A 19,808-nucleotide genomic window follows, 5' to 3' on the forward strand; every position below is an offset into this window, starting at 1 on the left:
TTTTTACAGGAGTATCCCATAATCTGTGTAAGTTGAAAAGTTATTCTGAAATTTTTTGAGCCCTTAAAAGCTCAAAAAAAATTTCGGAAATAACTTTTTAACTATTTTTGACCCATAATTTAAACAGATATGATTAACAAGGAAGAATTGCTCAACAGCAAAGAATTTTACAAGTCATTTAAGACTGCTGAGGACTTGACAGGTTTCTTTAAAGAGCTCCACAAAAAAGCGGTGGAACATATGCTCAATGCCGAACTCGACGTTCACTTGGACAACGAAAAACACGACAAAACTAAAGATGGAAATTATCGTAACGGACACACTTCCAAGAAGATAAAAACTTCCTTTGGCGAAGAACAAATCCAAGTTCCTAGGGATAGAGACGGTAGTTTTAACCCAATGTTAGTCCCTAAACGCAAGAACGTTATCGATGGTTTGGAAAACATCATCGTATCGTTCTATGCCAAAGGAATGAGCGTGAGCGACATCGAAGAACAAATCCAAGAAATGTACGGCTTTGAAGTATCAACTTCCACAATATCAAGGATTACCAATGCGGTTACCAATGAAATGGTCGCTTGGCAGAACCGCCCGTTGGACGAGCTGTATCTGATTGTTTGGATGGACGGCATCGTTTTTAAAGTTCGTGAGAACTCAAAAGTTGTCAACAAAACCATTTACCTTGCTGTGGGCTTGAATCGAGAGGGAAAAAAGGAAGTTTTAGGAATGTGGCTCGGAAAGAATGAAAGTTCCGCCTTTTGGATGAGCGTTCTCACTGATTTAAAGGCTCGTGGAGTGGAAGATATTCTCATTACTGCCACCGATAATTTAAACGGATTTACGCAAACCATTCGCACGGTTTTTCCCCAATCACAAACGCAAATATGTGTGGTTCATCAGATTAGGAATGCTTGTAAGTATGTGGTTTACAAAGACAGAAAAGAATTTACAGCCGATATGAAACACATCTATACTGCCCCTAACAAGGAAGCTGCCAAGGTTGCTTTGGAAGATTTTGCCCAAAAATGGGAGTCAAAATACGGCTATGCTATCAAATCTTGGTATGACAATTGGGACGAATTGACCGTATTTTTCGATTTTCCGTTAGAGATAAGAAAAATTATTTACACAACCAATCTTATTGAGAATCTGAATGGTAAGATTCGGAAATACACCAAAAACAAGCTGTCTTTCCCAACAGACGAAGCTGTGCAAAAGTCCGTTTTCTTGGCTTTGAGAGAAGCTACCAAAAAGTGGAGTATGCCTATCCAAAATTGGGGGATTGTCTTGAACCAATTTATGCTTATATTTGCACAAAGACTCAAACTATAAAAACTTAACCCCAACTTTTTAACTTACACACTTAGAGGGATAGTGTCAATTTGAATCCAAAATCATTTGTTACATACTCACCTTCTTCATAATGTCCATTATAAATTCTACCATTTTCTATTCTGTATAATATCTCAATACTCATACATTCTCCACCTTTTTCATCATTTATGAAAAAATAAGTCAATACTTTGTCCGTAAAAACATATTTTGTACAGCCATCATCTATTACATCTCGTGGGTCAATTCTTATTCCGTCTTCTACTCTTTCTATTTTAACACATTTCCAAGTACCTACAAGACGAATATTTTCTGGTTGGATGTCATCGCTATTTTTCTCACAAGAAGCTACCAACGAAGCTACGGCTACCAAAGCCAACATAAAAAATTTCTTCATTTTTGTTTGTTTTTAAAAATTATGTGCAAAAATAAGTAGAGGTGTTATCTTTTTCAGGTTCAATTCGGTACAATACCACAAATTGAATACTTTTGCAAAATAAAACCAACAAGCCAATGCCAAACGCAGATTTAGACCTCATTTTACGCAAAGAAGTAGAGAAAATATTTGGAAAATCCGTCAAAGACAAACCCGATAGTGAGTTGCTTTCCGATAGAATTAGCGAGGAAATCCGAGAGCAGATTAGCTCCCAAACCATCAGGCGATTTTGGAAATTAATCCAAAACGGAAGTAACATTTCGCCCCAAACCAAAGATATTTTTTGTCGCTACATCGGATTTAATGATTTTAAGGCTTTCGCCGAAAATGTACAAAACAACCGCGTAAATACGTACGATTTTTCGTTTTTAGGAAATTGGCAAACCATCAGCAAGTACGACAAACCTCTATAATATTCGTGATTTTGCTAATTAGGTCGGTGTAGCTTTGAAACTCCAATTTTGCGTATTTGGATACATTCGTATTGCTGTATTTTGTTACTTCAAAATTCGGAAAATCGGAAATATCAAAGGCGGTTTTTTTGGCTTCCTGCAAGGCTTGTAACTTGCTTTCTTGGGCTTGTGCCTCTTGGGTGCTTTGTTGTAAATCTAATTCGCTTTGCATTAGTTTTGAATTGATTAAAACGCCGTCCGCTTTTGATTTTAGCATTTGCGTTTCAAAATCTATCTTTTTAAAAAGTTCGTTTTTTTGTTCTTCGGTTAGCTCGTGCGGTGGGCTTTCCAATAGATAAAATAAATTACTTTGGTGCTGTTGCATTTCGTCTATTTCGTTGGTAATACTTTTTTGGTAGTATTCTTGCTTCATTTTGCTTTGCTTTTAAAGGTTAATACTCTGTAATTCAATACATAAAATTCTTTTGCGGTGTGGGTGGTGTTGCCCTCGTGGTCTAAATAATAGACCTTTTTGGTCTGTATTACTTTCATCTTTTTATATTTTTTGCTTGTTATGCTTTAATTTTCAAGTATTTGTACTTGGGTTTTGTGTACTGGAAAGCGTTCGCCGTTGGGGTGTTCCAGTATATATACTTCGCCGTGTGTGGCTATTACTTTGAGGCGGTCGCCTTTGTGGGCGTGGGTGCGTTTGGTGGCTATTCCCTTTATATCCTGCAAGGCTTGGGCGGTCATTGTAATAGGGCTTGTATGCGTTCTTTGGCTTCTGTTTGGCGTTGTCGGTGCGTTGCCAAATGGTTTTCTATTGCTTCAAGTATTTGCGTTTTTACAGCTTCATTTTTGCCTTTTCCTGTGGTATATAGCAAAATCGTTGAATAGCTTAAATTTATTTCGTTTGCAACGGCTTTTAATAAACCTTTTGGGTACTTCCTGCGTGTCATAACTTTAAATTTATTGTTGTTATAAAACTTATTTTGTCGTTGCAAAACTACAAAATAAAAATAATTACACAGCAAAAAAGACAAAAAAAAGACTTACAAAATATGTAAGTCTCTATTTTTCAGTGTGAAATATTTTATTTATATTCTGTTTTTTTCGTAAAAAAGTGGGTCAAAAATCACTTTTTTTATTTCGTTCAAGTGTAGGTTTATCATTGTTTCGTCTATATCAATACCTATTTTTTGAGCTGTGTTTATTGTTTCTGTATCTTTTGAAACAAATTTTTTATATTCTCGTGCCATTTTGTCAAATTCAAAAAGCCACTCAAACAAAGATATAAACCAAACGCCTGTTTTAAGTTCTCTATTTGATTGAAATTCAGATAAACAGAATTGCAAAAAAAGTAACTTTTTAGCGTGTTCCGATATGTTTTTTTGTAAAAAGTCATCGTATGGAATACCTGCAAAAACATCGTTTTTATGGAACAAATCTAAAATTTCATCAATCAAATTTTCATTATCTGAAAAATCAAAAGTGTTTTTTAGCTTCTCGGTTAATTCTGTTTTTATGTTTTTATATATTTCGTTTATTATAGCTTCGTGCGTGTAAGTAGTATAATAATTGATATATGAATTTAAAATATTCAAATCTTCGTTTTTACTTGTGTAAGCGTATGATTTATTAAAATATAAAAAGTTGTTTGTTAGCGTGTTACTTTCTTTGTCGTGCTTAAATTTCTCTACTATTTTGTATAATATATTTTGCTCGTGTTCTATTGCTTTTTTTTGGATTTTGTCTATCTTTTGGGCTTCAAAATCTTTTTCAGAAAAATATTGATTTTCTAAAAAAACACTCATTCTTCGTATGGTCATACGATTAAAAACAACCATAAAAAACAAAGGAAATTTATTTTGATTTTTTTCAATTCTTGGAACGGCACGGACATTCAAAAAGTGTTTTGCGGTTATTTTTCCCATTATTTTATATTTTTTGCTTGGGGCAAAGGTACAAAAATAAGCGTCAAAATGTTTCAATTTGTGGCAAAAAGTAAAATAAAGGGGTGCGTTATTTTCCTTTTTAGGTGCATTTTGCCACTTGGTAAGGGGCAAAGGTTTTTAGGTGTAAATTATTGGTTTCCAATACAAACATAAAAATAAGGGACAAACGCACCCAAAATAAGGGACAAACAAAAAGCCCCTGCGGTTCTCAAACGCACCCACGTAACACGTAGGCACTCAAACCGCAAAGGCTTTAATTAGTTGGGGAGTAATTTAAAAAATGTGGCATTTTTATCGGTGTAAAATGTTGTATTTTAATGGTTTATCTATAATGATGTACATTGGTGTCCATCGTTAAAAATTGATTGCTTTTATCTCGTTTAACAAAGTTTCTTCTATTAGGTGCGTATATATTTGCGTGGTGCTTATTTTTCGGTGTCCTAACATTTTTTGCACGGCAAATATACTCATTCCCTTACTTAATAAAAAAGTGGCGTTGGTGTGCCGTGCCGTGTGAAAGGTTATGTTTTTCTGTATTCCTGCACCCTCGCAAAGGGTTTTTATTTGGGCGTTTAGTTCGCCATTGCTTACCTTTGGAAATACGCACAAATTCCCCAATTTTCGGTATTTCTTTACCAGTTCAAAGGCTTTGCCGTTAAATAGTTCGCTTAATGGTATTTTTATTGGTTCGTTGGTTTTTTGGGTGCGTTTCACTATCCAAATAACGCCTTTTTCTTTTACAATTTCGGAGGTCTGCAAGTTTATTATATCGCTGTATCGCAAACCAGTATAAACGGCAAACAAATACAAATCTTTTGCCACCTCTTGGGCTTTGTCCTTTACCTCAACGGACGCAAATAACTCTATTTCGGTAGGGGTTAAATAGGTGCGTTCCTTGTTTTCTTGCTGTACTTTAAACTTACGAAATGGGTATTTTTCTAATGGTATATGCTCTTTGTTTATTGCTAAATTTACAAAGGTGCGTAAATTCTTAAAGTGCTTAAATATAGAATTTTGAGAATATTTTTTGCCGTTTGAAAAGGTTTGTTTTTGTATCCACTTTTCAAAGTCGTGTAAAAACTCAAACGAAATTTCGTCAAAGTGTAATTCTTTGCGGTACTTCTGTAATAGGTTCAGCGTTTGGCGTTGGTCGGCTTTTGTGCCTTTGGTAGTGCGTGGGTTGGTGTCAATTTCCAACCTCATAAACTCGTAAAATGATTTTATTTGGGGGCGTTCCACTTCTTGGAGCATATCCAACGCAAAGGGCTTTCCTGTGTTTATCTTTTGGAGTTCGTAACTCTCAAAGGCGGTTATTTTGTCCTTTATCTGTTTGTTCAAACCGATGTAATTAGGGGCGTTGTTTTTTATGGAGCGTGTTTTTTCGTTCCATTCGGTGGGCTTTATGTATATACCTGTACTAAAATATTTGCGTTTGCCGTTCAAATAACATTCAATTTGTACAAGGGCTTTGCCGTGTGTGTTTAGCTGTTTTTTGCGGTTAAAAACAACTGAAAATTTTACTTTGTCCATTATTTTATATTTTTTGCTTGGACAAAAGTAATTTATAAAATCGTGCTTTGGCTCGGTATCAAATCGGTATCAAAAATATTGATACTTTTTGATACAAATATTTATCAATAAAACTACTAAATGACTATAAAATAACACTTTGATAAAAACATTTTTCAAAGTGTAGCAAAATAAATAGTTTCATCAAAACTAACCCCCAATTTCTTTAATTTCTCACGAAGTTTTTGGGCTGTTTTTATGTTTCGTTTGCCCCATACTCACGCTACAATTTCCTTTGTTTCAGCAGAATAAGCATAAATCAACCACTTTTTATTTTTCTTGTTTCCCTACAAAAGTCAAAAGTTCATCAACTTGTAACGATTTGTATTTGTTTTGTTTGGGTTTGATTTCTCGATTGAAATTTACCAAAACCGAAAGTACTTTTTTGACGCTAACCTTCTCAATTTCAGCAATATCACGAACACCTACATTTCTTGCCAAAAGCAAGAGAATTTTCGCAGCAATATGCGAAGCCCAACCTTTGTAGGTCAGATTATGGTCGCCGATAAATTGGCGTTTACAGCTTTTGCAAAGATAGTTTTGTTTTTTGTTCTTTTTATTCCCATTTTTGACTATCTTTGCGCTTTGACAATTGGGGCAATGGAGTGTAATTGTTATTAGCATTCAACAAAAATACAACTTTACTCCCTGATTGTCAATTTTTTATATCATCATACTTTTTAAAACACGAATAGAAATTTCAAATACTAACTACTTTATTTTCCAGATGGCTCCATTTTTCGTTTCTAATTTACTTAGAATGCCCTGTTGAGTAAGGTCATTTAGTAACTGTTCACTGTCTTTACGAGGCATACCTGATAATTCTGTAAATTCACGAGCGGTCAAACTAGGGTAATAATTAAAAAGGGACTTCCAATCTTTGTGATATTCTTGTTTTGTAGCATCAGGAAGGAGTTTAAGCACGGCCATTTCAAATAAAGCATAGGGTCTCGCTCCGTAGACGATTTCTTGCTTGTTTCCACTTATGAAAATTACAGTAGGAAATCCGCGAATGCCTATTTTTTTTGCTAATTCTAAATCTTTTTGAAACTCTTTCCGCCCTTGATATTCATAATCTGATTTCAGCTTTGAAATATCAAGTCCTGCTTGTTGAGCTGCTGTGGCAATATGTTCCCATTGAGTGATATTTTTCTTTTCTAAGAAAACCATTTCACGCAATTCACGCAGAAAAATTACAGCTTTGTCATTATCTTGTAATTGAGCAGCCTTGAAAGCAATGGAAGGAGGATAAGAAGAATCTAATGGATTTTCAAGCCAAATATCACCGTCTATAGGCATATCGTAGTATGGGCTTACTTCATCCCAGTGATGGGCTACGTCAGAAGGTTTGCTTATACCGCCACTGTTATAACTCCAATCTGGGAGTAAACCACCCATATGGTAATTTATAACTATTTCATTTCCGTATTCGAGTTTTAGTTTTCTTAATTGGGGTTCAATCCCCCAGCAGGAAGAGCAAATCGGGTCGGTATAATAGATGATTTCTATTTTCTTTGAGTGATTTTGTAGGTTTCTCTCTGATTTTTGGTTGGATTGTGAAGTCTCACAGACACCTGTTTTTGGGTCGCACAGTAGTGGATTAGTATTTTGTCCCATAGTTATTGTAGCTTTTAGAGTTATTAAAAAAAGAATCCATGTTTTCATTGTCAAAAAAATGCTATAGTACCTTATTTAAACACATATACTTACCTAGATTTTTGGTATCACATAACACTGTTTTTAGGCTTACAAAGATATGAAATTAGATGTGAAAGGAACTCAATAATAGTATTTGTTTGGAATTTAGTCATTCCTCCAATCTATCTACTTCCACAGCCCACTAAAAGCCTACCTTTAGATCATCGTAAAAGCGCGAGTATTTTCCAACTGCGATGTTGATTTGTAACCCAAAAGTTATTCCTTTAAAATATTTTTCTTGGTGTATTGGGATAGCGTAACCTGTATTCAATTTTATTAAGTTTAATACGTTTATTATAAATTGAGGTTCAATAGCATAGGGGGTAATAGAAACTCCTCCGTTAAGGAAATTTCCACATTCGATGTTGATTTGAGGTAATATTTTAGCTTTTCTTTTTACTGTGGTATAAAAAGCTTTCGCTCCTATATTCAATACCGCTTCATCTTTATTCGAAGCACGATATTCTAGACCTAATCCTGCTATATTTCGTCCTAAATATCGATATTCGGCACTTACTGCTAATTTATCAAAGAACTGTGCTTGTACTTTAGTCCAAGAGCATATTATTATCAAGATGAGTGTTATTTTCATGTCTTTATTTAAAAGATGCTTTGTTATCAAAATATGTCAGATTTCTGAATATAAAAATAGCAATCAGGATAAAGTTATAACTTTATTGAATGTTAAAAAATATAACACGCCATTATCCTGATTCTTAGAATACAAAAATAGTAAAAAATGAAAGAATTCTATGTAAAATAATGTTGTATTTTTGGTGATTCCTAAATACAAATTCGCAACGAGTTAAAAAACTATTGCTACATTCAACTTACAAAGGTTCATTTTATGAGTTTTTCCCCTAAAAAAAGCAGTATCTTTGTAGCGAGAGATTAAACCAATTAAAAATAACAAAAAGAAATCGCAATGGAACATTTACATGAAGGACACAGCCATAGCGTGGCGAGTTTGGAGAGCATCAACCGAGCTTTTTATATAGGTATCGGGTTGAATTTAGTGTACACGATTATTGAATTCGTCGTGGGGTTCCGAATCAATTCCTTGGCGCTTATTTCGGACGCAAGTCATAACCTGAGCGATGTTGCCAGTTTGGTCATTTCACTTCTCGGACTGAAACTTACTCAGAAAGCAGCTACGTATTCATTTACTTACGGTTACAAAAAAGCTTCTATTTTAGCTTCGTTTATCAATGCGGTACTGTTGGTGTATATTGCCGTGAAAATTATTCTTGAGGCTATCGAACGTTTTGACGCTCCCCCGAAATGGCGGGTAGTATGATCATCATAACGGCGACTATTGGAGTTATTATCAATGCTTTATCTGCTTTTCTTTTCTACAAAGGGCAAAAACAGGATATCAATGTAAAAGGGGCTTTTCTGCATTTGTTGGTAGACGCTCTGGTATCCGTAGGGGTGATTGTATCGGGAGTAATTATCCATTTTACGGGATGGTACACTGCCGACGTGCTGACCAGTTTGGTGGTTGCAGTGGTGATTTTGGTTTCCACCTGGAATCTGCTTACCGAAAGCGTAAAACTCATCCTTGATGGTGTGCCTCAAAGTATAAAAGTGGATAAAATAAGGCAAATTATGGAGTCGCATCCCAAGGTTTGTTCGGTGCATCACATTCATATTTGGGCATTGAGCAGCCAGGAAAACGCACTTACAGCTCATTTGGTAATAGAAGACAGTAGCACTTTTGAAGAAATTGACCAACTTAAAAAAGAAATAAGACATACTCTCCAACATGAACATATTCAGCATACTACATTTGAAGTGGAACTTTCAAAAATGAAATGTAAGTGTGATGATTGTCATTGATAGAGTGAACATAAAATTCGAAGTGCTAAAAGGAAAGGCTAAGAAGTTTTTAATAGAACCAAATCATTTGTTTCTTCCTATTTTTTTAATCATCTATCTAATCAAATTTTATTTCTTTCATTTGTAGCTTATTATAAAAAAACTATATTTGTGGTTCGTAAATCAATTTCAAAAATGGCAAAACGAATCAAACCCATCAAATGTCCGCAGTGTGGCAGCACACAAGCGACCGAAACCAAAACCGATTATTACCGCTGTAAGAGCTGTAAATCAGAGTTTTTTATTGATAATGATGATATTAACATCAATCATCGGCACAGTTATGATACGCCTCAGCTTTCCGCAAAACATCTAAAAGCACTCAAATTTTTAGGGCTTGCGATGGCGGTGTTTGTGATGATGATGGTGGTAATTTCGTTGCTGCCGTCCAAATCAACCTACACCCCCACCACGGCTGCGGTTCAAGAAAACAAGCCCTATTGGAATATTCAAGAAATTATACCCACAGCCGATAAAGACGGCGAACCCATTGCCATAGTGGTGGGCTCTATTGTTTCTGGAAATCATCCTAACCAAACTTACAAACCCACTTTTGGCTTTTTTCACGCCCAAACGTTTGAAGAAATCGCTGCGGTACCAATTAATGTAGAAGGTTTTTACCCTATTATTAAATGGAAAAAAATGGACGAAGGCAAAACCTATATCGTCATCAATAAAAATCGCCTGTTTTTATTAGACGAGAACACATTGAGCATCAGTGAAGTAACACCGCAAACCATCGGACTGCCTGAATTTGAAAAAGGCTTTGCCGAAATAGACACAAACAGTGCCTATGAAAATTCACTTGAAATAACCAATAATTTAGGCAAAGAGTATTATTATTTTCCCAAGCTTAATCAGGCGATTTTATATGGAAATCGTAAAGAAATGGATCAGCTGATTGCCCAAAATCCGATTGCTCCACAAGGAGTAACTCGATTTGAATTTTCAAGAAAAGATAAAGATAAACTACCTGAGCTTTTTAAAGTAAAAACACAAGGACAAGCGGGGTATCCATATAAGAGGTATTTTTTTCGCTGGTTCAAAGGTGAGTTATATATAGACAAAGAGTCTCAAGTTTTATCTTATGAGAATTTTACCCCTGAACGATTTTATTTTAAACCTGAAGTATTGCACTATGATGACAAAGAAGTGTTTATCTATTTTAAGCACGAATGGGCAGAAAGTAGTCCCTACTTTTTTCAAGTGCTTGATGCTCAGACAGGCGAGATAAAACTTAGCTTACAAAGTCATAAAGATATACACTATCTAAGCGATGACTTTGTTGCTAAAATAAAAGACGGTTATTTAATAAGCAACTATGATTCTTTTATTCTCAATACCAAAGAAGGTAAATTAGAGAAACTTGAACTTAGAGAAAAATTAACCCAACGATAAAATCAAAAAAAGATGAGCATACTCAACATTTTTAGCAATCAACTTTCCGCCGTCATCGAGTGGAAAAATCCGAAACCGAGTGTCATTTGGTGGAAATATCCGTCAAAACGCGATGAAATTATCAACGCTTCTAAACTCATTGTTGCTCCCTCGCAGGGCTGTGCGTTGGTGTATGAAGGGACGTTGGTGGAAATCATCGAAGAAGAGGGGATTTATAACCTCAAAACCGACAACCATCCGTTTATCACCACGCTTGTCAATCTGCGTCAGAATTTTGACAGTGAGCATAAACTCAAAATTTATTTTTTCCGTAAGGCACAGATTCTCAATCAGCGTTGGGGAACGCCAAATCCCATCAAATTCATTGATGCCACTTATAAAATCCCTGTGGAATTGGGGCTAAACGGAAATTTTTCGTACAGAATTGCCAATCCTAAGTATTTTTATACCGAAATTATTGGCGAAACCGATGAATTTGAAGCAGAAGCGATGAGCAAAACGGTTGCCGAGCGTATTCCACAGCTTATTGCCCAAAACATTCACGAAAAAAAATATTCCTACATTGAAATAGATGGTAAAATTCACGACATCGCTCAAGAAATCAAGGGTGAAATCAATAGCGAATATCAAAATTTGGGGCTCGAACTCACCGATTTTCGTATCGTAGGAACGCAATTTGACGAGGCTACGCAGGAGCGTATCGGTCGTGTTGCCGATATCAGTGCCGATGTACAAGCTGCCAAAGAAGCAGGATTGGATTATGTGGAATTAGAGAAACTGCGTGCTTTACGCGATGCGGCGCGTAACGAGGGCGGACTTGCCGGAGCGGGGCTACAATTTGGCGTGGGTATGGAAATCGGTAAGAAATTCAACGAACAAACCGATTCGATGCTTGCCAAAGGAAGAGCCGATGCCGCCGAACAGCTTCGCAAACTGAAAATCTTGCTCGATGAAAACATCATCACGGCAGAAGATTTTGAGCTTAAAAAACAAGAAATTTTAAGGAAGATGTAAGTTAAAAAGTATGATGTTTCATTTTTGTCAGGCTGAGCGAAGTCGAAGCCTGACAGACAGAACGCTTAACTTTATAGCCATTTTCAAACAAAACATTAAAAAAACCTGAAAGATGAAATACATTATAGGAATTATCGTTGTGCTGATTATTTTATCAGTTAGTACTTATTTTTTAGCCGATTTGTGGGAATACGATACCTTAATCACGCCCCAAGAGCTTAAAAAAGGAGCGGTTACGGTGATGATTGTAGGAGCGGTATCGGTTTTACTATTGATTTTGGTGCCGTTTTTTTTCAAAGACCACGACAAAGGCTACGACAAAAACCACAATGGAATCGCACAGCCGAAAAAAAACACATTAAAAAAGAAAGAAACAGCGAAAAGTAGTCATTACCAAAAGTGAAAAACTTTTGTTGTAAAGAGAAACTGAGATTTATTGACAAACGTTTTGTTATTTTCAATTTCAAATTACTTTAAAAAACACATCTTACAATGAATCTCGATACGATTTTTACGGAAAACTTTTCCTTGGGAAAGGAAATCGTTATCCCAAGAGGAGCGTTTTTAAAAACGCCCGATACGAAAGACACGCATATTTATCTTGTGAAAGAAGGGAGTTTGAAAATCGGATTTTTTACCGAAAATGAAGACAAAATACTAAGGTTCGGGTACGAGAATGATGTAATCACGGCATTGGATTCTTTTATGACAGAACAGAAATCCAAATTGTATATTCAGGCAATCAAAAGGTGTCGTTTGGCGGTGGTTTCTAAGTCGGATTTTATGGTATTTGCACAAAAATCTTCCGAAAACTTGTGGATTTATACCAAAATCTTAGAAAAACTGCTTGTTGACCAATTGGAACGCGAACAAAATTTGCTCTTATCCTCGCCCAGAGAACGCTACCAGCGAATTTTGAAACGCAACCCCAAACTTTTTCAGCAAATTCCGCACAGGCACATCGCCGTGTATTTGGGAATGACCGAAGAGACGCTTTCCAGACTCAAAAAAACATTGACGCCAATCAAGATTTAGCCCCTCCATTTTGCTGACCTTTGCCCCAAAAAAGATGGACAGAAAACAATTATTAGACACGCTTACCCAAATAACGCTTGAAAATAAAACCTTTGCAGAAGCACTGCTACTAAAATCCGAAACAGAACTCAGCCATAGCCCCAGTGATGATGCTTGGAGTATTTTGGAATGTATCGAACACCTAAACTTATACGGAAATTTTTATCTGCCCGAAATAGCTTCGTGTATAGCAAAAGCTGATGAAAGCAACCGTAATCTGTTCAAAAGCGGATTTTTAGGCAATTATTTTGTGAAACTTATTCAGCCCAAACCTAGGCTCAACAAAATGAAAACCGCCACTAAAATGAATCCCAAAGGGAGTAGGCTTACAAAGAATTGTTTGCAAGTTTTTATCCGTCAGCAAAACCAACTCCTTGATTTACTACAAAAAGCCCACACTACGGATTTGACTCAACTAAAAACCAAAATTTCCATTTCCAGATTCCTGCGTCTTCGTTTGGGCGATACTTTGCAGTTTGTGGTTTATCACAATCAGCGACATATGGAGCAAGTAAGGCGTATTCTTCAAGAAAAAAAACGTGACTGTTTGTAGAAAATTGCTACTAAAAAAGGATGCAGTTTTTTATAAAATTTTCTACATCTATTCAGAGGTATTATTTTTTGAATACCTCTACTTTACCATCTTGGAAAATCACGATGGTTTCTCCAGAAAATGGACTTACCACGGAAATGTTCCAAAAATGCGGATTTGTATTGAACTTCGGAATGATTTTTTTGTTTGCAATCGTCGTTCCTTTTTTGGTTTCGGTTATGAGTTTTTGAGATGAGTTTTTTTTGCTAAAATGATATAAATCATATAAATATCTTTTTATAGATTCATCTTTTGGTAGTTCAAAACTATCTTTTTGACCTATTATTTTATCCGAAAAATAGACATAGCCCCACAATTCAGGTTCATGCATACTAATTTTCCATTGTGGAGACCATACCCAGTTGTACTCAGGTAAATATTTTCCGTAGGCGTCTTTCTTTTTATCATATCGTCCATTCGTAAGGTCAAAATCCCATTGTACACGAGAAAAATTCACTCTCCAAAACTTGTTTGTAGGGATATTGTTTTGCTTGTGAGCTTCTCGCATTGCTGCCCACGGGATGGCGATTTCTACACTCCAGAAAGTATCTATATCTGAGGCGTTATTGAGTGTACCATTCACGTATACAGCGGATTTTAATCCATTGATATCCCAGCCATCCAGTACTTTATTAGTTTCGCGATACGGTTTGGTAAGGAATAAATCCCAAACAGTATTAAGTGCGTTAACTTCAAATTCGTAATAGTTATGTGAATCATTATCAGGATCTAAGAAAATTTCAAAATCATTATTATGAAAAATAACTGTATCACGCTCTTTGAGAGTTGCCCAAATATGAGGCTCTTCCATCTTTGCGAAGAAATAAAAATAATCATCATCATAGAGCATTTTCACGTTGGTTTTGAAATGTGGAATTTTAACTCCCTCAATATCAATAAAATCATCGGTGTATTCCGATTTTTGCCATGATAATTCACTGTCCTTACCATCGATTTCTATTTTTTCGGTTACGCGGTAGGCAATATATGTTTTTGGATCAGGCTTTGATTGAGCTGACAATGTCGTCATACTGAATACGAATACAGTGAATAGAAATTGGAAAAAGAGTCTCATAATCATATGTTTTTTTAAGAGCAAAAATACTAAAATAATTCCAATTTCTAATCTATTGAATTATTTTCATACATTTCGCAGGTTGAATACAACGCTCTTTTTTCGTATCTTTCTTAAATACAATCCTATTTCTAAGTACATTAGTAAAGGAATAAGTCCGAAAATAGGTGAAATTATTGGAGATTTGTCCAGATTTTAATCCTTTTAACTTTGAAATCTTATAAGTTATGTTCTTTCTAAACTAAAAACGCCCCAATTAAGGAGCGTTTTTGTGTCTTTTACGGTGTATACAATCAATTTATGGATTACAATTTCCGTTTTTATGCAAAAAATGACTATTACTCAGGTTCTGTGTAGGTTACTATATCAATACCGATGCCATTGGGATCTTTAATAGCGAAATGGCGGTCGCCCCAAGGTTCGTTTCGTAGCTCAATCTCAATAGGAATGTTTTTGTTTTTCAATTCTTTATAAACTTCATCTACATTTTCGACTTCAATAGTGAGGTAAACACCTTGATTTTGAAAAGGTTTCTGAAAAATAGGCTGTTGGCTCGGGTGATTGGGAAGCAAAAAACTGATTTCTGCCTCTTGATTAGGCGTGTGGAGCAAAAGGTAAAATTCGTTTTCGAAGCTCACGCCAAAGTTTAAAATTTCGGTATAAAAGGCTTTGGCATCTGCTAATTTTTCGGTGATAATTCCTGCATTCAATTTCATTTTTTCTGAATTCTAATTTTTGGCAAAATTATCAAGAGGGATGAAACCAAAATAGGAAAAAAGGGACAGAATTATTTATACATCAAATTTTCTTGTGGCTCGTTTTATAATCCATTGGGTATGCGGATTTTCGAAAGTTTTCCAGCGGTGGATGAGAGGTAAAACAGCTTCTTTATTCACTTTAAGCCAGTCGGTTAGGTGATTGGCAACGGATTTCTTTACAAACATAATTTCATCATCTTTTAGGAGTTCCAAAATTTGAAAAACAGGAGCAGGATTTTCTACAAAAGTATCTAATTTACTCGCCCAAGGGAGCTTGGGTCTCAGTCCCTCACTTGCCAACCTACGTAAGTGAAAATTAGGAGATTTTGCCCATTTTTCAATGATTTCTAGTGATTTTTCAGGGTATTTTCTGATAAATGGACGTACGGCGTATTCGCCTGTATTTCTCTTAGTTATCTCCTCTATAGCGTTCATCGAAAGCGTAAAATGATTAATACCATAACGTTCTACAAATTTTCCAATAGGCAAAATCCAATAATAATGTGTGAACATTCCTGTTTGATTGGGATTTTCTTCGCCCAAAATAGAGAGTAATACACGCAGAGCTTCTTTGTAGTCTGCTGAAAGATAGTTTTTTAACAAATCTGCGATGGTGATTATTCTCTGTGTGTAAGTTTGTCCAATAACCTTATTTCCTGTGTCTTTTATGAAATTTTTGCTGTTAAAATCAGGATAAACCCTATTAATTTTTTCAGCTAACAATTCGGCAAGATTTGCACCAAATTTTTCGGTAATGCTGTAATTCGTTCCCATCTTCGTGAATTTTAGGCAAAAATAGAAATGTTTTTTAATGATAAAATAGGAAAAAGGGGACAAATTATTTGTAATAAACCTCCCTCGGCGTTACTCCACAAAAAGTTTTAAACTCTTTAATGAAATGCGATTGGTCGTAATAGCCCATATCGTAAAATGATAGCTTATCAGTGTTTTGATTGGAAATTTTAGCATTCAAAAAAGACTGAAAACGAACTACTTGACTAAAAGTTTTTGCGGTATCGCCAATGTAAAAATCAAACAGTCGGCGGAGATGACGAGGACTAATTCCCGTATCTAAATCGCTCACTATCCGTGCATTTCCTTTTGATTTTAAGATGATTTCCAAAGCTTTGGAAAATCGGTTGTCTATGCTGAAATTAGTCTTTTCCAAATGCTCACTAAAAAATGTATCTAATTCATTTTTAACATGTTGCAAACTTCGCAAACTACTGAATTTATGAGCAATGAATGTCGCCAAATCGGAAGAAATTAAATTCAAAAGAATATCATTATTGCTCAATTCTTTGGCGTCTTGTTTGAAAATCAACGGAAAAGCAGAAGGCAAAAATCGTATTCCCACATAGTTAAACTCTTTCCCCAAAGGAAATTCCGTATAACTTCGGCAAAACCCCATAAGATAACTTTCGTCGGGATTATCCAACTCAAAAAACACATCAATACAACCATCGGAAATCACTCTATATACATAGTTTTCAGCAAGTTGTGTTTTTGTTTTAAGTTGCCAATAGCAATAGATGAAAGGCAATAATTTTTTATCAGGAAAGATTTCTGTATAAAACACATTTTCAGCCGATTGAATAATCGTTGGCTGAATGGGTTTGTAGTAATTTCGTATGTTCAAAGAGGATTGCAAGAAGTATGATATTAAAGTAAAAAATTACAGGTGTTTCATCGTTTTTTAAGAATTCCATATGCACTCATTTCTAATATTTTATGTCTCTAAGGAATGCAATACGTTGCTTATCTCAAACTCTCTAAAAGCATTTTTCCATCGAAAAAACTTCAGTTTATATCCTTATATTATATAGCAAAAGAGGTTTTATAAACATATGTTGTATTCTCTTTAAGACTCAAAATCAGGAAAGCATTCAGATTCAATAGCACTCAGCTCTTAATTTAAAACACGAAAGAGGCGTATTCCTTTTCAAATAACGCCTCTTTCATTCATATCAACAGAATCTATTTTTTAGCATTTGAAGCAATCAAGTTCAAGGCACTACCGGCTTTAAACCACTCAATTTGACTTTCGTTATAGGTATGGTTCGCTACTATGATATCTTTTGAGCCGTCGGCATGAACAAACTCCAACTGCAACGGTTTATTAGGAGCGAAGTCAACTAAGTCTAAGAAATTTACAGTGTCGTCTTCTTTAATCTTGTCGTAGTCAGCTTCGTTAGCGAATGTAAGTGCCAACATACCTTGTTTTTTTAGGTTTGTTTCGTGAATACGAGCAAATGATTTAACTAAAACTGCTTTTACTCCTAAATGGCGAGGTTCCATTGCAGCATGTTCACGTGAAGATCCTTCTCCATAGTTCTGATCGCCCACTACGATTGACGGTACTCCTTCAGCTTTGTACTGACGTTGTACTGCAGGGACTTCCTCATAAGCTCCTGTAAATTGGTTTTTTACCGCATTGGTTTTCCCATTGAAAGCATTCACAGCTCCTATGAGCATATTGTTTGAAATATTGTCCAAATGTCCGCGGTAACGCAACCAAGGGCCCGCCATCGAAATATGGTCAGTAGTACATTTTCCTTCTGCTTTAATAAGTAATTTCGCTCCCGTAATATTTTTACCGTTCCATGGTTCAAACGGGGCTAATAATTGTAAACGTTGTGAGTCGGGACGTACAACCACTTCTACGCCCGATCCGTCTGTTGCAGGAGCTTGGTAGCCAGGGTCGTCTACATCAAATCCTTTTACGGGAAGTTCGTCGCCATATGGAGGTTTGAACATAACCTCTTCGCCTTTATCATTTAGTAGCTTATCCGTTATTGGGTTGAAATCTAAACGACCTGAGATAGCTAGAGCAGCGACCATTTCAGGCGAAGTTACGAAAGCGTGTGTATTTGGATTTCCATCGGCACGTTTTGAAAAGTTACGGTTGAAAGAGTGAATAATGGTGTTTTTTTCTTGTTTGTCAGCACCCTCTCTATCCCATTGACCGATACAAGGTCCACAAGCATTAGTAAATACTTTTGTTCCTAGTTTTTCAAAAACTTCAATCATTCCATCGCGTTCTATAGTGTACTTAATCTGCTGAGAACCAGGGTTGATTCCAAATTCAGCTTTAGGGGTAATGCCTAAATCCAATGCTTGTTTTACAATGGATACAGCTCTTGACATATCCTCATAGGAAGAGTTTGTACAAGAACCTATTAGCCCCCACTCTACTTTTAGAGGCCATCCGTTTTCTCTAGCTACTTCTTTCATTTTTGAGACTGGAGTTCCTCGGTCAGGAGTGAAAGGTCCGTTAATATAAGGTTCTAATTCTGAAAGGTTTATTTCAATAAGTTGGTCGAAATATTTTTCTGGATTAGCATATACTTCTGGGTCAGCTGTTAAATATTTTGCGACCTTGTCGGCAGCTTCCACCACATCCTGACGACCTGTTGCCTTTAAATATCTACGCATTGAATCGTCATATCCAAAAGTTGAGGTTGTAGCTCCGATTTCAGCTCCCATATTGCAGATAGTTCCCTTACCTGTACAAGAAATAGACTCTGCTCCTTCACCAAAATACTCTACGATAGCTCCCGTTCCGCCTTTTACAGTTAAGATATCCGCCACGCGTAGGATGATGTCTTTCGGAGCAGTCCATCCGTTTAGTTTTCCCGTGAGTTTTACCCCGATTAGCTTGGGAAATTTTAATTCCCATGCCATTCCTGCCATAACATCCACAGCATCAGCACCTCCCACACCGATGGCAAGCATTCCAAGTCCACCAGCGTTCACAGTGTGTGAGTCTGTCCCAATCATCATACCTCCAGGAAATGCGTAATTTTCCAATACTATTTGGTGGATAATTCCAGCACCTGGCTTCCAGAATCCGATGCCGTATTTATTTGAAACAGATGAAAGAAAATCAAAGACTTCTTTTGATTGCTCGTTTGCCACAGAAAGATCCTTTTCAGCTCCTACTTTGGCTTGGATGAGGTGGTCGCAGTGCACCGTTGTAGGCACTGCAACTTTTGATTTTCCTGCGTGCATAAATTGTAACAATGCCATTTGAGCAGTTGCGTCTTGACATGCCACACGATCGGGTGCAAAATCAACATAGTCTTTTCCTCGCGTGTAAGCCTGTGAAGGTTGCCCGTCCCACAGGTGAGCATATAGAATTTTTTCAGAAAGTGTCAGCGGACGCCCAACCAATTCACGTGCTTTGTCCACACGCGAAGGTATATTTTCGTACACCGCCTTAATCATTTCAATATCGAAAGCCATAATTATGTGTTTTTATATTCATTTCCTAATACGCAAATATATGGTCTTTTTTTTAATTGATAAAATATATCTAATAAAACATTTTTTTGTTGTTTTATTATAAATATGTTTTTTTGATTGCTATAAGCGAGAAATATTTATAAAATAGTAAATTATTTATTTAAAAATAATCATTGTCATATATAAATTGCAAATAAATTGCTTTTTTGAGAATGTAATATTTTCAATAAAATATTCTTATTTATATTAATTCTATTTTGATAAGACTAAGAAAAATGTTTTTTTGATGCGATGCTAAGAAGGGGAATTTAAATTCTATTTTGCACATTCACATCGACATATTTCCCAGAAATAAGATTATTTTTCTTACCTTTGCCACTATGTTGTTTACT

At 35.9% G+C, this 19,808-nt stretch carries 22 protein-coding genes and 1 pseudogene; 8 read left to right on the plus strand and 15 right to left on the minus strand.

From position 1 onward, the window contains the following. Positions 1–129 precede the first annotated feature (129 nt). On the plus strand, positions 130–1,332 hold the full coding sequence (locus CGC49_RS07180; protein ID WP_095893597.1) for an IS256 family transposase: 1,203 nt from the start codon (positions 130–132) through the stop codon (positions 1,330–1,332). Between the two features lie 31 nt (positions 1,333–1,363). On the opposite strand, the gene CGC49_RS07185 is transcribed toward CGC49_RS07180, so the two are convergent. After that, entirely contained in the window at positions 1,364–1,729 is a 366-nt protein-coding gene (locus CGC49_RS07185) for a lipocalin family protein (RefSeq protein WP_095912248.1), read from the minus strand. A gap of 116 nt (positions 1,730–1,845) precedes the next feature. Between CGC49_RS07185 and CGC49_RS07190 the strand changes: the two genes are divergently transcribed. Next, a complete protein-coding gene (locus CGC49_RS07190) occupies positions 1,846–2,181 on the plus strand; it encodes a hypothetical protein (RefSeq protein ID WP_095912249.1) in 336 nt (111 codons plus the stop codon). Here the strand turns inward: CGC49_RS07190 and CGC49_RS07195 are convergent. The 9 genes from CGC49_RS07195 to CGC49_RS07225 form a co-directional block, all read right to left on the minus strand. Then, complete coding sequence (locus CGC49_RS07195) at positions 2,156–2,593, minus strand: hypothetical protein (protein WP_095912250.1); 438 nt, start codon at positions 2,591–2,593, stop codon at positions 2,156–2,158. The two genes, CGC49_RS07190 and CGC49_RS07195, sit on opposite strands and share 26 nt — an antisense overlap. Next, positions 2,590–2,712 (minus strand): hypothetical protein, encoded by a 123-nt coding sequence (locus CGC49_RS11345; protein ID WP_255407620.1) that lies wholly within the window; start codon positions 2,710–2,712, stop codon positions 2,590–2,592. Before CGC49_RS11345 ends, CGC49_RS07195 begins: the two co-directional genes overlap by 4 nt. Positions 2,713–2,739: 27 nt before the next feature. Beyond that, positions 2,740–2,913: a hypothetical protein gene (locus CGC49_RS11210; protein WP_157909017.1), complete on the minus strand. Its 174-nt coding sequence runs from the start codon at positions 2,911–2,913 to the stop codon at positions 2,740–2,742. Further along, complete coding sequence (locus tag CGC49_RS07200) at positions 2,910–3,119, minus strand: hypothetical protein (protein WP_156127656.1); 210 nt, start codon at positions 3,117–3,119, stop codon at positions 2,910–2,912. Before CGC49_RS07200 ends, CGC49_RS11210 begins: the two co-directional genes overlap by 4 nt. A gap of 138 nt (positions 3,120–3,257) precedes the next feature. Continuing rightward, the gene (locus CGC49_RS07205; protein WP_157909018.1) at positions 3,258–4,094 is read right to left on the minus strand and encodes a hypothetical protein; all 837 of its coding nucleotides are present in this window, start codon (positions 4,092–4,094) and stop codon (positions 3,258–3,260) included. A 375-nt stretch (positions 4,095–4,469) separates the two neighbouring features. Beyond that, entirely contained in the window at positions 4,470–5,645 is a 1,176-nt protein-coding gene (locus CGC49_RS07210) for a site-specific integrase (RefSeq protein ID WP_095912253.1), read from the minus strand. A gap of 309 nt (positions 5,646–5,954) precedes the next feature. Continuing rightward, positions 5,955–6,308, minus strand: coding sequence for an IS1 family transposase (locus CGC49_RS07215; protein WP_232745165.1), 354 nt, complete (start codon positions 6,306–6,308; stop codon positions 5,955–5,957). Between the two features lie 87 nt (positions 6,309–6,395). Next, a complete protein-coding gene (locus CGC49_RS07220) occupies positions 6,396–7,301 on the minus strand; it encodes a DsbA family protein (protein WP_095912254.1) in 906 nt (301 codons plus the stop codon). A 223-nt stretch (positions 7,302–7,524) separates the two neighbouring features. Further along, the gene (locus CGC49_RS07225) at positions 7,525–7,974 is read right to left on the minus strand and encodes a hypothetical protein (protein ID WP_095893871.1); all 450 of its coding nucleotides are present in this window, start codon (positions 7,972–7,974) and stop codon (positions 7,525–7,527) included. Between the two features lie 333 nt (positions 7,975–8,307). Here CGC49_RS07225 and CGC49_RS07230 point away from each other — a divergent pair. The 6 genes and pseudogenes from CGC49_RS07230 to CGC49_RS07255 all read left to right on the plus strand — a co-directional run bounded on the left by CGC49_RS07230 (position 8,308) and on the right by CGC49_RS07255 (position 13,299). Beyond that, positions 8,308–9,221 (plus strand): annotated as a pseudogene (locus tag CGC49_RS07230) (cation diffusion facilitator family transporter). Positions 9,222–9,395: 174 nt separating this feature from the next. Beyond that, on the plus strand, positions 9,396–10,658 hold the full coding sequence (locus CGC49_RS07235; RefSeq protein ID WP_095912255.1) for a hypothetical protein: 1,263 nt from the start codon (positions 9,396–9,398) through the stop codon (positions 10,656–10,658). Between the two features lie 12 nt (positions 10,659–10,670). Next, positions 10,671–11,672 carry an SPFH domain-containing protein gene (locus CGC49_RS07240; RefSeq protein ID WP_095912256.1) on the plus strand — a complete coding sequence of 334 codons (1,002 nt, stop codon included), beginning with the start codon at positions 10,671–10,673 and terminating at the stop codon, positions 11,670–11,672. Between the two features lie 112 nt (positions 11,673–11,784). Then, positions 11,785–12,075, plus strand: a complete 291-nt coding sequence (locus CGC49_RS07245) for an outer membrane assembly protein (RefSeq protein WP_095893877.1) — start codon at positions 11,785–11,787, stop codon at positions 12,073–12,075. Positions 12,076–12,164: 89 nt separating this feature from the next. Further along, a complete protein-coding gene (locus CGC49_RS07250) occupies positions 12,165–12,707 on the plus strand; it encodes a Crp/Fnr family transcriptional regulator (RefSeq protein WP_095912257.1) in 543 nt (180 codons plus the stop codon). 34 nt (positions 12,708–12,741) lie between these two features. Continuing rightward, positions 12,742–13,299: a DinB family protein gene (locus CGC49_RS07255; protein WP_095912258.1), complete on the plus strand. Its 558-nt coding sequence runs from the start codon at positions 12,742–12,744 to the stop codon at positions 13,297–13,299. Positions 13,300–13,360: 61 nt separating this feature from the next. Here the strand turns inward: CGC49_RS07255 and CGC49_RS07260 are convergent, their stop codons facing one another. The 5 genes from CGC49_RS07260 to CGC49_RS07280 form a co-directional block, all read right to left on the minus strand. Beyond that, complete coding sequence (locus tag CGC49_RS07260; RefSeq protein WP_095912259.1) at positions 13,361–14,413, minus strand: carbohydrate-binding family 9-like protein; 1,053 nt, start codon at positions 14,411–14,413, stop codon at positions 13,361–13,363. Between the two features lie 338 nt (positions 14,414–14,751). Further along, positions 14,752–15,129 (minus strand): VOC family protein, encoded by a 378-nt coding sequence (locus CGC49_RS07265; protein WP_095912260.1) that lies wholly within the window; start codon positions 15,127–15,129, stop codon positions 14,752–14,754. A 75-nt stretch (positions 15,130–15,204) separates the two neighbouring features. Continuing rightward, on the minus strand, positions 15,205–15,945 hold the full coding sequence (locus tag CGC49_RS07270) for a DNA alkylation repair protein (RefSeq protein ID WP_095912261.1): 741 nt from the start codon (positions 15,943–15,945) through the stop codon (positions 15,205–15,207). 64 nt (positions 15,946–16,009) lie between these two features. Further along, entirely contained in the window at positions 16,010–16,810 is an 801-nt protein-coding gene (locus CGC49_RS07275; protein WP_095912262.1) for a helix-turn-helix domain-containing protein, read from the minus strand. 338 nt (positions 16,811–17,148) lie between these two features. After that, positions 17,149–19,416 carry an aconitate hydratase gene (locus tag CGC49_RS07280; RefSeq protein WP_095912263.1) on the minus strand — a complete coding sequence of 756 codons (2,268 nt, stop codon included), beginning with the start codon at positions 19,414–19,416 and terminating at the stop codon, positions 17,149–17,151. Positions 19,417–19,808: the final 392 nt, after the last annotated feature.

It is taken from the genome of Capnocytophaga sp. H4358 (assembly GCF_002302515.1).
Lineage (GTDB): Bacteria > Bacteroidota > Bacteroidia > Flavobacteriales > Flavobacteriaceae > Capnocytophaga > Capnocytophaga canis.

Excerpts from the sequence above, each read along its gene's own strand:
- CGC49_RS07210 (WP_095912253.1), bottom strand. The coding sequence starts at position 5,645 with ATGGACAAAGTAAAATTTTCAGTTGTTTTTAACCGCAAAAAACAGCTA.
- CGC49_RS07205 (WP_157909018.1), bottom strand. The coding sequence starts at position 4,094 with ATGGGAAAAATAACCGCAAAACACTTTTTGAATGTCCGTGCCGTTCCA.
- CGC49_RS07265 (WP_095912260.1), bottom strand. The coding sequence starts at position 15,129 with ATGAAATTGAATGCAGGAATTATCACCGAAAAATTAGCAGATGCCAAA.
- CGC49_RS11210 (WP_157909017.1), bottom strand. The coding sequence starts at position 2,913 with ATGACCGCCCAAGCCTTGCAGGATATAAAGGGAATAGCCACCAAACGC.
- CGC49_RS07200 (WP_156127656.1), bottom strand. The coding sequence starts at position 3,119 with ATGACACGCAGGAAGTACCCAAAAGGTTTATTAAAAGCCGTTGCAAAC.
- CGC49_RS07240 (WP_095912256.1), top strand. The coding sequence starts at position 10,671 with ATGAGCATACTCAACATTTTTAGCAATCAACTTTCCGCCGTCATCGAG.
- CGC49_RS07180 (WP_095893597.1), top strand. The coding sequence starts at position 130 with ATGATTAACAAGGAAGAATTGCTCAACAGCAAAGAATTTTACAAGTCA.
- CGC49_RS07195 (WP_095912250.1), bottom strand. The coding sequence starts at position 2,593 with ATGAAGCAAGAATACTACCAAAAAAGTATTACCAACGAAATAGACGAA.
- CGC49_RS07245 (WP_095893877.1), top strand. The coding sequence starts at position 11,785 with ATGAAATACATTATAGGAATTATCGTTGTGCTGATTATTTTATCAGTT.
- CGC49_RS07280 (WP_095912263.1), bottom strand. The coding sequence starts at position 19,416 with ATGGCTTTCGATATTGAAATGATTAAGGCGGTGTACGAAAATATACCT.
- CGC49_RS07250 (WP_095912257.1), top strand. The coding sequence starts at position 12,165 with ATGAATCTCGATACGATTTTTACGGAAAACTTTTCCTTGGGAAAGGAA.
- CGC49_RS07260 (WP_095912259.1), bottom strand. The coding sequence starts at position 14,413 with ATGAGACTCTTTTTCCAATTTCTATTCACTGTATTCGTATTCAGTATG.
- CGC49_RS07255 (WP_095912258.1), top strand. The coding sequence starts at position 12,742 with ATGGACAGAAAACAATTATTAGACACGCTTACCCAAATAACGCTTGAA.
- CGC49_RS07190 (WP_095912249.1), top strand. The coding sequence starts at position 1,846 with ATGCCAAACGCAGATTTAGACCTCATTTTACGCAAAGAAGTAGAGAAA.
- CGC49_RS07270 (WP_095912261.1), bottom strand. The coding sequence starts at position 15,945 with ATGGGAACGAATTACAGCATTACCGAAAAATTTGGTGCAAATCTTGCC.
- CGC49_RS07220 (WP_095912254.1), bottom strand. The coding sequence starts at position 7,301 with ATGGGACAAAATACTAATCCACTACTGTGCGACCCAAAAACAGGTGTC.
- CGC49_RS07185 (WP_095912248.1), bottom strand. The coding sequence starts at position 1,729 with ATGAAGAAATTTTTTATGTTGGCTTTGGTAGCCGTAGCTTCGTTGGTA.
- CGC49_RS07215 (WP_232745165.1), bottom strand. The coding sequence starts at position 6,308 with ATGCTAATAACAATTACACTCCATTGCCCCAATTGTCAAAGCGCAAAG.
- CGC49_RS07235 (WP_095912255.1), top strand. The coding sequence starts at position 9,396 with ATGGCAAAACGAATCAAACCCATCAAATGTCCGCAGTGTGGCAGCACA.
- CGC49_RS11345 (WP_255407620.1), bottom strand. The coding sequence starts at position 2,712 with ATGAAAGTAATACAGACCAAAAAGGTCTATTATTTAGACCACGAGGGC.
- CGC49_RS07225 (WP_095893871.1), bottom strand. The coding sequence starts at position 7,974 with ATGAAAATAACACTCATCTTGATAATAATATGCTCTTGGACTAAAGTA.